At 65.8% G+C, this 13,682-nt stretch carries 14 protein-coding genes; all 14 read right to left on the bottom strand.

What is annotated here, in order from left to right:
• Positions 1-21: 21 nt before the first annotated feature.
• The gene (locus BJP32_RS05740; RefSeq protein ID WP_003164601.1) at positions 22-360 is read right to left on the bottom strand and encodes a DUF3088 family protein; all 339 of its coding nucleotides are present in this window, start codon (positions 358-360) and stop codon (positions 22-24) included.
• Positions 360-2,036 (bottom strand): ribonuclease J, encoded by a 1,677-nt coding sequence (locus tag BJP32_RS05745; protein WP_076223241.1) that lies wholly within the window; start codon positions 2,034-2,036, stop codon positions 360-362. Before BJP32_RS05745 ends, BJP32_RS05740 begins: the two co-directional genes overlap by 1 nt.
• A 6-nt stretch (positions 2,037-2,042) precedes the next feature.
• Positions 2,043-2,837, bottom strand: coding sequence for a type III pantothenate kinase (locus BJP32_RS05750; RefSeq protein WP_046653597.1), 795 nt, complete (start codon positions 2,835-2,837; stop codon positions 2,043-2,045).
• Positions 2,834-3,580: a biotin--[acetyl-CoA-carboxylase] ligase gene (locus BJP32_RS05755; protein WP_046653598.1), complete on the bottom strand. Its 747-nt coding sequence runs from the start codon at positions 3,578-3,580 to the stop codon at positions 2,834-2,836. Before BJP32_RS05755 ends, BJP32_RS05750 begins: the two co-directional genes overlap by 4 nt.
• Positions 3,581-3,586: 6 nt before the next feature.
• The gene (gene nuoN / locus BJP32_RS05760) at positions 3,587-5,029 is read right to left on the bottom strand and encodes an NADH-quinone oxidoreductase subunit NuoN (protein WP_076223242.1); all 1,443 of its coding nucleotides are present in this window, start codon (positions 5,027-5,029) and stop codon (positions 3,587-3,589) included.
• A 7-nt stretch (positions 5,030-5,036) separates the two neighbouring features.
• A complete protein-coding gene (locus BJP32_RS05765; RefSeq protein ID WP_076223244.1) occupies positions 5,037-6,524 on the bottom strand; it encodes an NADH-quinone oxidoreductase subunit M in 1,488 nt (495 codons plus the stop codon).
• Positions 6,525-6,529: 5 nt separating this feature from the next.
• Positions 6,530-8,563 (bottom strand): NADH-quinone oxidoreductase subunit L, encoded by a 2,034-nt coding sequence (gene nuoL, locus BJP32_RS05770; RefSeq protein ID WP_076223357.1) that lies wholly within the window; start codon positions 8,561-8,563, stop codon positions 6,530-6,532.
• A 14-nt stretch (positions 8,564-8,577) separates the two neighbouring features.
• Positions 8,578-8,886: an NADH-quinone oxidoreductase subunit NuoK gene (nuoK, locus tag BJP32_RS05775; protein WP_003164596.1), complete on the bottom strand. Its 309-nt coding sequence runs from the start codon at positions 8,884-8,886 to the stop codon at positions 8,578-8,580.
• Complete coding sequence (locus tag BJP32_RS05780; protein ID WP_040345165.1) at positions 8,886-9,512, bottom strand: NADH-quinone oxidoreductase subunit J; 627 nt, start codon at positions 9,510-9,512, stop codon at positions 8,886-8,888. Before BJP32_RS05780 ends, nuoK begins: the two co-directional genes overlap by 1 nt.
• 113 nt (positions 9,513-9,625) lie before the next feature.
• Positions 9,626-10,117 carry an NADH-quinone oxidoreductase subunit NuoI gene (gene nuoI / locus BJP32_RS05785; RefSeq protein ID WP_040345161.1) on the bottom strand — a complete coding sequence of 164 codons (492 nt, stop codon included), beginning with the start codon at positions 10,115-10,117 and terminating at the stop codon, positions 9,626-9,628.
• Positions 10,117-10,332 (bottom strand): hypothetical protein, encoded by a 216-nt coding sequence (locus BJP32_RS05790; RefSeq protein ID WP_040345160.1) that lies wholly within the window; start codon positions 10,330-10,332, stop codon positions 10,117-10,119. The genes nuoI and BJP32_RS05790 overlap by 1 nt, the downstream gene beginning before the upstream one ends.
• Complete coding sequence (locus BJP32_RS05795; protein ID WP_046653601.1) at positions 10,329-10,556, bottom strand: hypothetical protein; 228 nt, start codon at positions 10,554-10,556, stop codon at positions 10,329-10,331. The genes BJP32_RS05790 and BJP32_RS05795 overlap by 4 nt, the downstream gene beginning before the upstream one ends.
• On the bottom strand, positions 10,556-11,632 hold the full coding sequence (nuoH, locus tag BJP32_RS05800; protein WP_003170182.1) for an NADH-quinone oxidoreductase subunit NuoH: 1,077 nt from the start codon (positions 11,630-11,632) through the stop codon (positions 10,556-10,558). Before nuoH ends, BJP32_RS05795 begins: the two co-directional genes overlap by 1 nt.
• A 3-nt stretch (positions 11,633-11,635) precedes the next feature.
• Positions 11,636-13,681, bottom strand: coding sequence for an NADH-quinone oxidoreductase subunit NuoG (nuoG, locus tag BJP32_RS05805; protein ID WP_046653602.1), 2,046 nt, complete (start codon positions 13,679-13,681; stop codon positions 11,636-11,638).
• Between the last annotated feature and the right edge of the window lies 1 nt (position 13,682).

Raw genomic sequence — 13,682 nt, forward strand, 5'->3', positions numbered from 1 at the left:
GGAGGGAGAAGCCACGCGCCCTTACGGGTGCGGTCGCCCAATCCCGTAGCGCGCAGCCCAGTACGGCAGGATGTCGTCATCCTGCAGGAAGCGCGCGCCGGTCTCTGCGCTGACCTGGGCGTCGGGCCAGTCGAACTCGCCGTCCAGCACCAGCAGCGGGCAGCTCTGGTTCGCCTCCCCTACCTCGGCGATCACGGCCGAGCGCGGGCGCGGGTGATCCAGATGGGTCACCGTCAGATGCTCGCGCAGGCGCGGATACAGGCCCAATACGCCCTCGATCCGCGCGCCGGGCGGGCAGAACCACGGCCCGCCCTGGTCGTCGAACCAGTCGGCGTTCAGAAGATAAAGACGATCCGCCATCAGAGCCTCAGCACCACGGTTTCCACGATCGGACGACGATCCCAGATCTGCTGGCTGGCCTTCTTCAGGGTCCGGCTGACGGCCTGTTCGATGACGGCTTCGTCCTCCAACGCCTCGCCCCTCAGGCCGCGCACCGTGTTCTCGACGCGCTCGGCCATGTCGTCCAGCACATCGCCCAGCGGACGGTCGGCGTCGCCCGGCAGGCCGATGCCGCGCACGTCGATGTCGCTGGCGATGCGGCCGCGACGATCCAGGGCGAAGCTGACGATCAGGATGCCGTTGCTGGCGGCGTGCTTGCGCTCGCGCAGGGCCTCGCCCGCCTCCTCCACCAGCATGCCGCCGTCGACGAACAGACGGCCCGAGGGCACTTCATCGATGATGGCGGCGGGTCCGGGCGCCAGGCGCACCATATCGCCGTTGCGCGGCGTCACCGTCTCCGGCACCTGCATGTCCTTGGCCAGGTTGCCGTGCTCGATCAGGTGGCGGCGCATGCCGTGGGTCGGCACGGCGATCTGCGGTCGCGCCCACTGATACATCTGGCGCAGTTCGTCACGACATGGGTGGCCCGAGACGTGGATGCCGGGGTGGTCCTTCTCGGTGTAGATGCGGATTCCGCGCTCGGCCATCTTGTCCTGCAGACGGCCGATGGACAGTTCGTTGCCGGGGATGACGCGCGACGAGAAGATGCAGTGATCCCCCTCGCCCAGCTTGATGAAGGGATGCGTCCCTTCGGCTACTCGAGACAGGGCGGCGCGCGCCTCGCCCTGGCTGCCGGTGCACAGGTACAGGATCTCGTCCGCCGGCCAGACCTTGGCCTCCTGTTCGGACAGGAAGGGCTTGATGTCGTTCAACATGCCGACCGACTTGGCGGCGGCGGTGATGCGGTGCATTGAGCGCCCGGCCAGAGCCACGCGACGCCCGGCGGCCTCAGCGGCGCTGATGACGCTATGCATCCGCGCGACGTTGGAGGCGAAGCAGCCAACGGCGACTCGGCCCTTCAGGCCCTGAATCAGCTCGGCCAGTTTGACCTTCACCTCGCCCTCGGACCCGGCGACGCCGTCCACGAAGACGTTGGTGGAGTCGCACACCATGGCCAAGACGCCCTCGTCGCCCAGCTTCTGGATGAAGTCGACGTCGGTGCGCTCGCCCACGACCGGATCGTTGTCGATCTTCCAGTCGCCGGTATGCAGCACCGTGCCCAGCGGCGTCTTGATGGCCAGGCCGTTCGGTTCGGCGATCGAGTGGGTGATGGTGACGTAGGTCACCTCGAACGGGCCCAGGTTCACCGTCGAGCCCAGCGGCGCCTCGTGCAGCTCGACATCTTCATAGATGCCGGCGTCGCGCAGCTTTTCGCGGATCAGGAAGGCGGTGAAGGGGGTGGCGTATAGCGGCGCCTGGATGCGCGGCCACAGCCAGCCCAGGGCGCCGATGTGATCCTCGTGCGCGTGCGTCAGCACGATGCCCAGGATGTTCTCGCCTTCGAGGAAGGTCGGATCAGGCACGATGACGTCCACGCCGGGCGTGGACTGGTCGCCGAAGGTCACGCCGACATCGACGATGATCCATTTGCGGTCATGCGCCGGGCCGAAACCATAGGCGTTCAGGTTCATGCCGACCTCGTTCGAGCCGCCCAGCGGCAGGAAGACGAGTTCGTCTTTTTGAGTTTTCTTAGTCATGCGGCCTTACAGATGGGAGTTCCGCCGCCAGATTTCGAGTAGGCCGCGGATGGTCAGGTCCGGATCAAACCGGTCGATAGAGTCGGTTGCGCCCTCGAACAGGGAGGCGACGCCGCCGGTGCCGATGACCGTCATGGGCTTGCCCCACTCGGCCTTGATACGGTCCACCAGCCCTTCGATCAGGGCGATATAGCCCCAGAAGACGCCCGATTGCATTGAGGTTACGGTGTCGCGCCCGATCACGGTGTCGGGGCGCTGGATAGCGATGCGCGGCAGCTTGGCCGCCGCCTCGTGCAGGGCCTGAAGCGACAGGTTGATGCCGGGCGCGATCAGCCCGCCTTCAAAGGCCCCCGCCCCCTGCCCGTTCGCGCCGGACACGACGTCGAAGGTCGTGGCCGTGCCGCTGTCGATCAGCAACAGGTCGCCCTCATAGACCTGAAGCGCGCCGATGGCGTTGACCAGACGGTCGGCCCCGGCCTCGCTGGGCTTATGGATGCGCACCTCGATGCCCAGTTCGACGTTCTCGCCGATCACCAGGGGTTCGACGTTCAGATAGCGCCGCGCCAGATTGCGCAGGTTGAAGATCGACTGCGGCACCACGCTGGAGATGATGCAGCCGTCCATGTCGTCCATGGTCAGACCATGCCCGCGCATCTCGAACAGCTGATGCAGCCAAACGGCGTATTCGTCGGCCGTGCGCATGGGATCAGTGGCGGTGCGCCACTGGAAGATCCACTCTTCGCCATCGTGAACGGCGAACAGGGTGTTGGTGTTGCCTTGCTCGATCGCCAGCAGCATCAGGCGGCCTCTCCGAAGAAGACGTCGCCGGCGGAGATGACCCGCAGGCTTCCGTCCAGCAGTTTCAGGCGCAGGGCCCCGTCGGCCTCGACGCCGTCGGCGATCCCGCTCAGGGTTTCATGGCTCAGCCGCGCCGTGCATGGCCCGAACAGGCCCGGCGTCCGCGCGACCCAGGCGTCCAGCACGGGCTGAAAGCCCAAGCGCGTCCAGCGTTCCAGCCAGGCGTCGAAGGTTTCGGCCAACGCCTTGGCTCCCTCCTCCATCGATGGCGCGGCGGCCACGTCATGACGCAGGTGCTCGGCGATGCAGGTGGTCGGGCGCTCGGTCCCTTCGGGCGCGTGGGACAGGTTCACGCCGACGCCCACAGCCAGCCAGAGGCCGCCAGAGGGCGCAGGACCGGATTCGATCAGGATGCCGGACGACTTACGCCCGTCCAGCAGCACGTCATTGGGCCATTTGATACTGACCAGCGCGGGCGGGACATAGCGGTCCAGCAGATCAGCCACCGCCAGTGCGGCGGCGAAGGTCAGTTGCGCCGCCTCGGCCGGAGTGCGGTTCAGCGTCAGCAGCAGGGTCGTGGCCAGATTGCCGTCCCGGCTGTCCCAGGCGCGGCCGCGACGGCCCCGCCCGGCGGTTTGACGCCGGGCCGCGATCCACAGCGGCCCGGCCTCGCCCGCCTCGGCGCGACGACGCGCCTCGGCGTTGGTGGAGTCGGTCTCTTCGAGGATCAGGACCGGAGCCGCCAAGGCCCCTTATCCAATCCCGACGCCCGCAGCAGCCGCGCGCGTCAGCGGCTCCAGCCAGGTCAGGGCGATCAGCAGCACGGGGAAGCTGAAGGCCGCAGCCGCCCAGCCGATCCATTGCGCGCCGGCCGGCGCCTTGTCCGTCGTCACGTCGAACTTAGGCGTGTCGAACCAGATCACCTTGATGATGCGCAAGTAGTAGAAGGCCGCGACGACCGAGGCCACCAGACCCGCAGCGCCCGCCATCCAATAACCCGCATCGGCGGCGGCGCCGAAGACGTAGAACTTGCCCCAGAAGCCCGACATCGGCGGAATGCCGACAGCCGACAGCGACAGGATCGTCAGGGCGACGGCCGTCACCGGACGGTCCTTCTTCAGACCGGCCAGGTCGGCGATCTTGCGGATCGGACGGCCGTTACGGCTCAGCGACAGCAGGATGGCGAAGAAGCCGATCTGATCCACGACATACAGGGTCATGAACATCAGGGTCGCCTGGACGCCGACCTGGGTGCCCGCCGCCACGCCCAGCAGGGCGTAGCCGATGTTGATGATGGACGAATAGGCCAGCAGGCGCTGGATGTCCTTTTGCATCAGGCCGCCGAAGGCGCCGACCGCGAAGCTGATCAGCGAGATCAGGATCAGCACCTGGGCCCACTGGGCATGGGCCAGACCGAAGCCTTCGACCAGCACGCGGATGATCAGCACCATGGCCGCCACCTTGGGCGCGGTCGAGAACAGGGCCACGACCGGGGTCGGGGCACCTTCATAGACGTCCGGCGTCCACATGTGGAACGGCGCGGCCGAAACCTTGAACGCCAGACCACAGATCAGGAAGACCAGGCCGAAGATCAGCCCCGGACCGGGGTTGGCGGTGGCGAAGGCGGCGATGTCCTCGAACCGCATCGAACCGGCGAAACCGTAGATCAGGCTAGCGCCGTACAGCAGCAGACCCGACGACAGGGCGCCCAGGACGAAATACTTCAGACCCGCTTCCGAGGCCTTCAGGTCGTCGCGGCGATAGGCGGCCAGGACGTAGAGGGCTAGCGAGTGCATCTCGATGCCGATGTAGAGCGAGATCAGGTCGCCCGACGACGCCATCATGCCCATGCCGACCGAGGCCAGCACGATCAGGATCGGATATTCGAACTTGGCGATGTTGTTGCGATGCATCCAGCCGTCGCCCAGCACCACGGCCACGGCGGCGGACAGGAAGATCACCGCCTTGCCGAAGACGGCCAGCGGATCGGCCACATAGGCCCCGTTGAAGGCGGACCCCAGCGGACCGACGACGGCCAGAGCCGTCGCCGCCAGCAGCAGCAGCACCGACAGGCCCGAGACCAGGCGCGTCGACTTCTCGCCGGCGAAGGCGCCGAGCATGAGCAGCACCAGCCCGCCGACCGCAAGGGTCAGCTCTGGGGCGGCGAGTTGGAGAGCGGAGGACAGATCAGGCATTATGGTCTCACCCGCCGATCGCGGCGCGATAGGCGCTGGTCAGGGCTTCAACAGTCGGCCCGGTGTAGTCGAGAACGGCGTTGGGATAGAGGCCCAGCCAGATGGTGCCGACGATCAGGGGCACGAAGATCAGCAGTTCGCGCTTGTCGATGTCGGCGATGTTTTCCAGCGCCGGATTGGTGATCGGGCCGTACATGACGTTGCGGAACAGCGTCAGCGCATAGACCGCCGAGAAGATCACGCCCGAGGCCGCGATCAGGGCCGCCCAGGTCGAGACCTGATAGGCGCCCGTCATCGTCAGCACTTCGCCGATGAAGCCCGAGGTGCCCGGCAGGCCGACGTTGGCCATGGTGAACATCAGGAAGATGGCCGCATACCAGGGCATCCGCGCCGTCAGGCCGCCGTAGAAGGCGATCTCACGCGTATGCATCCGATCATAGACCACGCCGACGCACAGGAAGAGCGCGCCCGAGATCAGGCCGTGGCTCAGCATCTGGAAGACGGCGCCTTGAACGCCGGTGTCGTTGCCCGCGAAAATGCCCATGGTCACGAAGCCCATGTGGGCGACCGACGAATAGGCGATCAGCTTCTTGATGTCCGTCTGACGGAAGGCGACCAGCGAGGTGTAGACCACGGCGATGACCGACAGCGTCAGCACCAGCGGCGTGAACATCTGCGACGCCAGCGGGAACATCGGGATATTGAACAGGATGAAGCCGTAGCCGCCGAGCTTCAGCAGGATGCCGGCCAGGATGACCGAACCCGCCGTCGGCGCCTGAACGTGGGCGTCGGGCAGCCAGGTGTGCACCGGCCACATCGGCATCTTCACCGCGAAGGAGGCGAAGAAGGCCAGCCACAGCAGCGGCTGCACCGCCGGGTCGAAGGCGTACTGCTTCAGTTCCGGAATGCTGGTGGTGCCGGTCGTGTGGGCCATCCACAGCATGGCCAGCAGCATCAGGACCGATCCCAGCAGGGTGTACAGGAAGAATTTGTACGCTGCGTAGATGCGGTTGGCGCCGCCCCAGATGCCGATGATCAGATACATCGGGACCAGGGTGCCTTCGAAGAAGATGTAGAAGAGGAACAGGTCCAGCGAGGTGAACACGCCGATGACCATGGTCTCCAGGATCAGGAAGGCGATCATGTATTCGACGACGCGCGTCTCGATCGACTTCCAGCTGGCCACAATGCAGATCGGCAGCAGGAAGGCCGTCAGCAGGACGAACAGGATGGAGATCCCGTCCACGCCCAGGTGATAGCCGGCGCCCGCGAACCAGGCGTAGTTCTCGACGAACTGATAGGCCGGGTTCGACGGATCGAACTGGGCGACCAGCAGGACGGACACGGCCAGCACCACCATGGTGGTGATCAGGGCGATCCAGCGGGCGGCCGGGGCCGCGGCGTCCTGACCGCCCTTGTTCAGCAGGCGCGCGACCAGGATCGCGGCCGCGCCGAGAAGCGGCAGGAAGGTGACGATGCTCAGAATGTGAGGCACGAGGCTCAGGCTCCCCACGTGAAGATGGCGAAGGCAAGGAACGCAGCCACGCCGATCAGCATCACGAATGCATAGAAGTAGACGAAACCGGACTGGAACCGGGACAACCAGCCGCCCGACTTCAGCGAAGCCCAGGCCGCGCCGTTCGGACCGAGGCCGTCGATGATCTTCACGTCGCCGATCTTCCAGAAGAAGTCGCCGATCGCCTTGGTCCCCTTCACGAAGACGGCGTCGTACAGCTCATCGAAGAACCACTTGTTGTAGAGGAAGGTCCACAGCGGGCCCTTGCGGTCGGCCATCTCCTTGGCCGCGCCTTCCTTCACGACATACAGCCAGTAGGCGATGGCCGTGCCCAGCAGCGTCACGATCAGCGGCGCCCACTTCACCCAGGTCGGGACGTTGTGGCTTTCGTGCAGGACGTGGTTCTCAGCCCCAACGAAGATGGCGCCGCGCCAGAACTCAGCCTCATGATGGCCGATGAAGTGCGGGGCGAAGATCATGCCGGCGAACACCGCGCCGATCGACAGCACCAGCAGCGGCACGACCATGACCAGCGGGCTCTCATGCGGCTTCAACGGACCATGATGATGGTCGTCGTGCGCATGATCGTCATGAGCGTGGGCGTCGGCATGGTGCGCGCCCTCCTCTTCCTTCCACACAGGCTTGTTGTGGAAGGTCATGAACACCAGACGCCACGAGTAGTAAGCCGTCAGCAGGGCCGCCGAGATGCCGATGACGAAGGCGAACATGCCCGCGGCCGAGTGGCCGGTCGTCGCCGCCGCATAGGCGCTCTCGAGGATGGAGTCCTTGGAGTAGAAGCCGGCGAAGCCGCCGACGCCGGGCATGCCCAGGCCGGTGATGGCGATGGTGCCGATCATCATGGTCGCATAGGTGACGGGCAGCAGCTTCCACAGGCCGCCCATCTTCCGCATGTCCTGCTCATGATGCATGCCGTGGATCACCGAACCGGCGCCCAGGAACAGCAGGGCCTTGAAGAAGGCGTGCGTGAACAGGTGGAACATGGCGGGCTGATAGGCGCCGACGCCCGCCGCAAAGAACATGTAGCCCAGCTGCGAACAGGTCGAATAGGCGATCACCCGCTTGATGTCGTTCTGCATCATGCCGACGGTCGCGGCGAAGATGGCCGTGACGCCGCCGATGATGGCGATGAACTGCGACGCGACGGGCGCGTGCTCATACAGGGGCGACAGCAGGCAGACCATGTAGACGCCGGCCGTAACCATGGTGGCCGCGTGGATCAGGGCCGACACGGGCGTCGGGCCTTCCATCGCGTCCGGCAGCCAGGTGTGCAGGAAGAACTGCGCCGACTTGCCCATGGCGCCGATGAACAGCAGCAGACCGGCCAGATCCAGCGCCGACCAGGTGTGGCCCAGGAATTCCCAGCCCGTCCCGGCCTTGCCGGCGATCAGCGGGAACAGCTTGGCGAACTCGATCGTGCCGAACATCCAGAACACGGTCATCATGCCGAGCAGGAAGCCGAAGTCGCCGACGCGGTTGACCACGAAGGCCTTGATGGAGGCAGCGGTGGCCGAGGGCTTCTTGTACCAGAAACCGATCAGCAGATAGGACGCCAGGCCCACGCCTTCCCAGCCGAAGAACATCTGCAGGAAGTCGGCCGCCGTCACCAGCGCCAGCATCATGAAGGTGAACAGCGACAGATAGGCGAAGAAGCGAGGACGGCTGTCGTCCTCCTTCATGTAGCCCCAGGAATAGAGGTGAACCAGCGAGGACACCGAGGTCACCACGATCAGCATGACCGCCGACATGGCGTCAACGCGGATCGACCAGTTCGACTGGAACTCGCCGACATGGATGAACGGCGCCAGGCGCACGGTGAAGGCTTCCAGCCCGCCCCAGGTCCACTGGCTGAACACGATCCAGGAGACCGCGCACGAGAAGAACAGCAGGCCCGTGGTGACGGCCTGCGAGGCGACGTCGCCGATCCGGCGACCGAAGAAGCCGGCGATCATGGCCCCCAGCAGGGGGGCGAAGACACCGAGAGTGACGAGAGTCTGGATAGTCACGGTTCCGATCAGCCCTTCATCACGGAGGCGTCGTCGACCGCGATGTCGCCGCGGTTACGGAAGAAGGTCACGAGAATGGCCAGGCCGACGGCGGCCTCGGCCGCGGCGACGGTCAGGACGAACATGGCCATCAGCTGACCCGACACGTCGTTCAGGTGGGTCGAGAAGGCCACGAAGTTGATGTTCACCGCGAGCAGGATCATCTCGACCGACATCAGGATGATGATGACGTTCTTGCGGTTCACGAAGATGCCGAAGACGCCGATGGTGAACAGCATGGCGGCGACCGCCAGATAATGCTGGAGCGAGATATCCATTACAGAAGCTCCTCGGGGGTGACGCCCTGGCCCGTGGTCACGGACTTGATCTCGACGGCCTTGGCGCGTTCGCGGTTGGCCTGGGCGGCCAGATCCTGGCGATGCACGCCCGGACGGTGGCGCAGGGTCAGGACGATGGCGCCGATCATGGCGATCAGCAGGACCACGCCCGCCGCCTGGAAGAAGTAGACGTAGTCCGTGTAGAGCACGCGGCCGATCGTCTCGATGTTGGTGACGTCAGGCCCGGCCGGAACCGGCGAGGTCGCGTCCCTGGCGGCGCCGCCCTGAACGACGGTGATCGACACCATGATCATCTCGGCCAGCAGAACGCCCGCCACGATGCCCGCCAGCGGCAGGTAGCGCGCGTATCCTTCGCGCAGCTTCACGAAGTCGACGTCCAGCATCATGACGACGAACAGGAACAGCACCGCCACGGCGCCGACGTAGACGACGACCAGCAGCATCGCCAGGAACTCGGCGCTCAGCAGAACGAACAGACCGGCTGCCGAGAAGAAGGTCAGGATCAGCCAGAGAACGGAGTGCACGGGATTGCGCGCGGTCACCACCAGAAGGGCGGAAACCACGGCGACCGTCGCCAGAAGATAGAAGGCCAGGCCTTGCAACATGTGCGGGACGACGCCCCTCTTCAAAACCAATGGCCCGAGGGGAAACCCCGGACCCTTCCAAAATCGGCCCCGGCCCGAAGGTCAGGGTCAGCGTGGCGGAATCGCCGCTCCGTTTAGCGATACGGAGCGTCGAGTTCCAGATTCTTCGCGATCAGACGCTCCCAGCGGTCGCCGTTATCCAGCAGGCGCGCCTTGTCATAAAGCAGTTCTTCGCGAGTCTCGGTGGCGAACTCGCTGTTCGGTCCCTCGACGATGGCGTCCACCGGGCAGGCCTCCTGGCACAGGCCGCAGTAAATGCATTTGACCATGTCGATGTCGTAGCGCGTCGTGCGGCGGCTGCCGTCGGCGCGCGGTTCGGCCTCGATGGTGATGGCCTGGGCGGGGCAGATGGCCTCGCACAGCTTGCAGGCGATGCAGCGCTCTTCGCCGTTCGGATAGCGGCGCAGCGCATGTTCGCCACGGAAGCGCGGCGACTGCGGGTTGCGCTCGAACGGATAGTTCACCGTCGCCTTCGGCTTCATCATGTACTTCATCGACAGGCCGACGGCGCCGAACACGTCGGTCAGCATCGCGCCCTTGGCCGCCTGAACGATACGGGTCAGCATTACGATTTCACTCCGGCGCACTCGCGTTCATAGCGGGCGCTTTCCTTGTCGAGGGTCTGGCAAAGGCGCTGGCGTTCCGCCTCACGCCGTTCGATTTCCTGCACCTTGCGCTCCCACTGATAGACCGACACCGGGTCGGCCTCATAGGGCGCGCAGGCCGACGCCAGCATGGGCGCGGCCAGGGCGAACATCAGGGCTGCGGCTTTCGTCTTCATCCGCCGATCCGGCGTTCGCAGCCGTCCCTGCTGAAGCGCGGATCGTCCCGCGACAGACGTTGGCAATAGGCGCGCTTGTCCGCCTCCTCTCCCCGCTCGCGGTCCAGCCGCTCGAGACGCGCGGACGCGGTCTCGGGCGCAGCCGGATCCATCGGCTTGAAGGTGCAGGCCGACAGGCCGGCGGCGAGCGCCAGCGCGATCAGGAATGTGGCGTAACCGCCCATCAGCCGCCCACCGCGAACACGCGCCACGCCGCCACGAAGACCACGGCGACCAACGAGGCCGGCAGGAAGATCTTCCAGCCCAGGCGCATCAGCTGGTCATAGCGGTAACGCGGCACGAAGGCCTTCACCAGGGCGATCATGAAGAACCAGAAGACCACCTTCACGGCGAAGACCGCCAGGTAGAACAGGTTGGCGACGAAGGCCGGAACGCTGTTCAGGAAGTCGGTCGGGAAGCCCGGATTCCACCCGCCGCAGAACAGCAGGGTGATCATGGCGCACATGAAGACGATGTTGGCGTATTCGCCGATCATGAACAGCAGGTAGGGGGTCGAGGAATATTCGACCTGATAACCGGCCACCAGTTCCGATTCCGCTTCGGGCAGGTCGAACGGCGGGCGGTTGGTCTCGGCCAGGGCCGAGATGAAGAAGACGATGGTCATCGGCAGCATGACGATGATCGTCGGCAGGGTCTCGAGGCCGCCGCCGAAGGCGTTCCAGTTCCAGATCCACCCCTGTTGCTGGGTCACGATCTCGGTCAGGTTCATCGTCCCGGCCAGCAGGATGACGTTGATGATGATGAGGCCCATCGAGACCTCATAGGACACCATCTGCGCCGCCGAACGCAGCGAGCCCAGGAACGGATACTTCGAGTTCGAAGCCCAGCCGCCCATGATGATGCCGTAGACGCCCAGCGAGCTGATCGCGAGGATGTACAGGATGCCGACGTTCAGGTCCGACACCACCCAGCCCGGCGCGAACGGGATCACCGCCCAGGCGATGAAGGCCAGGACGAAGCTGATCAGCGGGGCCAGGATGAAGACCACCTTGTCCGACCCGGCCGGGATGACGATCTCCTTCAGCACGAACTTGAAGAAGTCGGCGAAGGACTGCAGCAGGCCGAAGGGGCCGACCACGTTTGGACCCTTGCGCAGCTGAACGCCCGCCCAGATCTTGCGGTCGGCCAGCAGCAGGAAGGCCAGGGAGATCAGAATGCCGACCACGACCAGCAGGATCCCGCCCAGAGTGGCGAGGGTCCAGCCGACGGGGGTGGCCCAGAAGGAAGTCGCAGCGTCCATGTCTTACTCCGCCGCCAGGGCGACCGGCGCCGTCCGCTCAGCGGACAGTTGGGCCATGGTTTCACTGGCGCGCGCGATCGGGTTGGTCAGGTAGGGATCGGCGATGACGGAGACGAAGGCGACGTCGCCCAGGTCTCCCTTGGCGCCCAGCTTGGCGACGTCGAACGTCGCGGCGGGGGCCAGATAGTCGATGCGGCCGAAGGTCGGATGGTCGCCCATCAGCTTCGTACGCAGTTGCTCCAAGGTGTCGAACGGCAGCTTGCAGCCGACGCGCTCCGACAGGGCGCGGATGATGGCCCAGTCGTCCTTGGCCTCGCCCTTCGGGAAGACCACGCGCTCGGCCATCTGCACCCGGCCCTCAGTGTTGACGTACAGGCCCGACTTCTCGGTGTAGGCCGCGCCCGGCAGGATCACGTCCGCGCCATGCGCGCCGCGATCGCCGTGCGAACCCAGATAGACGCGGAAGGCGCCCGACGCATCGGCGTTCACCTCATCGGCGCCCAGCAGGAACAGAACGTCCAGCGCGCCCGGCTTCAGCATGCCGGCGACATCCAGACCGCCCTCGCCCGGCAGGAAGCCCATGTCCAGACCGCCGACGCGCGCGGCGGCGCTGTGCAGGACGTTGAAGCCGTTCCAGCCGTCCTTGACGACGCCGACCTTCTTGGCCAGCGCGCCCAGGGCGTTCAGCACGGCCGGGCCGGTTTCGCCCGTCAGGGCGCCCGCGCCGACGATGATCGCCGGGCGTTCAGCCTTGGTCAGGAAGTCGGTCGCGGCCTTGGGCAGCTTGCCCAGGGTCTTCGAACCGGCGCCCAGCCAGGCGTAGTCATAGGTCAGATCGGCTTGCGGGCCGATGACGCCGACTTCGACGCCGCCCTTCAGCCAGGTCTTGCGGATGCGCGCGTTCAGCAGCGGCGCTTCCGTGCGCGGATTGGCGCCGACGATCAGGATGGCGTCAGCGTTTTCAATACCTTGCAGGCCGGAGTTGAACAGCCAGCCCTCGCGAGCCTCGCCGCCCAGCGCCGCGCCGTCCTGGCGGCAGTCCGTGTTGGCGGAGCCCAGTGCGCGGAACAGGTCCAGCGTCGCCTTCATCGACTCGGCGTCCTGAAGGTCGCCTGCGATGGCGCCGATACGGTCGGCCGGGGCCGCCTTCAGCTTGTTCGCCACGACCGACAGAGCCTCGTCCCAAGACGCCGGACGCAGCTTGCCGTTCTCACGCACCCACGGACGGTCGAGACGACGCGCCTGCAGGCCGTCGACGGCGTAGCGGCTCTTGTCCGACAGCCACTCTTCGTTGATGCCCTCGTTCACGCGCGGCAGCACGCGCATGACCTCGGCGCCGCGCGAGTCGGCGCGGATGTTCGAGCCGAGCGCGTCCATCACATCGATGGTCTCGGTCTTCTTCAGCTCCCACGGGCGGTAGTGATACTGCCACGGGCGGTGCGTCAGGGCGCCCACCGGGCACAGGTCGTTGACGTTGCCCGACAGTTCGCTGTCGATGTTCTTTTCCAGATAGGTCGTGATCTCGGCGCTTTCGCCGCGCGAGATCATGCCGATGTCCGGGACGCCCGCCACTTCGGTGATGAAGCGGACGCAACGCGTGCACTGGATGCAGCGCGTCATGAACGTCTTGACCGTCGGGCCCATGTTCTTTTCTTCGACCGCGCGCTTGTTCTCGCCGTAGCGCGAACCGTCGCGGCCGTAGCCGACCGCCTGATCCTGCAGGTCGCATTCGCCGCCCTGGTCGCAGATCGGGCAGTCCAGCGGGTGGTTGATGAGCAGGAACTCCATCACCCCTTCGCGGGCCTTCTTCACCATCGGCGTGTCGGTGAAGATTTCCTGGCCGTCGGCGGCCGGCAGCGCGCACGAAGCCTGCGGCTTCGGCGGTCCAGGCTTCACCTCGACCAGGCACATGCGGCAATTGCCGGCGATGGACAGGCGCTCGTGGTAGCAGAACCGCGGGATTTCCTGCCCGGCGCGCTCGGCGACCTGCAGCACGGTCATGCCCGGTTCGAACTCGACTTCAACGCCGTTGACCTTGGCGATAGGCATT

This window comes from Brevundimonas sp. ZS04 (genome assembly GCF_001956865.1).
Lineage (GTDB): Bacteria > Pseudomonadota > Alphaproteobacteria > Caulobacterales > Caulobacteraceae > Brevundimonas > Brevundimonas diminuta.

What these genes read in the sequence shown, in the direction of transcription:
- BJP32_RS05740 (WP_003164601.1), bottom strand. Translation starts at nt 360, where the DNA reads ATGGCGGATCGTCTTTATCTTCTGAACGCCGACTGGTTCGACGACCAG.
- BJP32_RS05745 (WP_076223241.1), bottom strand. Translation starts at nt 2,036, where the DNA reads ATGACTAAGAAAACTCAAAAAGACGAACTCGTCTTCCTGCCGCTGGGC.
- nuoN (WP_076223242.1), bottom strand. Translation starts at nt 5,029, where the DNA reads ATGCCTGATCTGTCCTCCGCTCTCCAACTCGCCGCCCCAGAGCTGACC.
- nuoK (WP_003164596.1), bottom strand. Translation starts at nt 8,886, where the DNA reads ATGGATATCTCGCTCCAGCATTATCTGGCGGTCGCCGCCATGCTGTTC.
- BJP32_RS05780 (WP_040345165.1), bottom strand. Translation starts at nt 9,512, where the DNA reads ATGTTGCAAGGCCTGGCCTTCTATCTTCTGGCGACGGTCGCCGTGGTT.
- nuoI (WP_040345161.1), bottom strand. Translation starts at nt 10,117, where the DNA reads ATGCTGACCCGTATCGTTCAGGCGGCCAAGGGCGCGATGCTGACCGAC.
- BJP32_RS05790 (WP_040345160.1), bottom strand. Translation starts at nt 10,332, where the DNA reads ATGAAGACGAAAGCCGCAGCCCTGATGTTCGCCCTGGCCGCGCCCATG.
- BJP32_RS05795 (WP_046653601.1), bottom strand. Translation starts at nt 10,556, where the DNA reads ATGGGCGGTTACGCCACATTCCTGATCGCGCTGGCGCTCGCCGCCGGC.
- nuoH (WP_003170182.1), bottom strand. Translation starts at nt 11,632, where the DNA reads ATGGACGCTGCGACTTCCTTCTGGGCCACCCCCGTCGGCTGGACCCTC.
- nuoG (WP_046653602.1), bottom strand. Translation starts at nt 13,681, where the DNA reads ATGCCTATCGCCAAGGTCAACGGCGTTGAAGTCGAGTTCGAACCGGGC.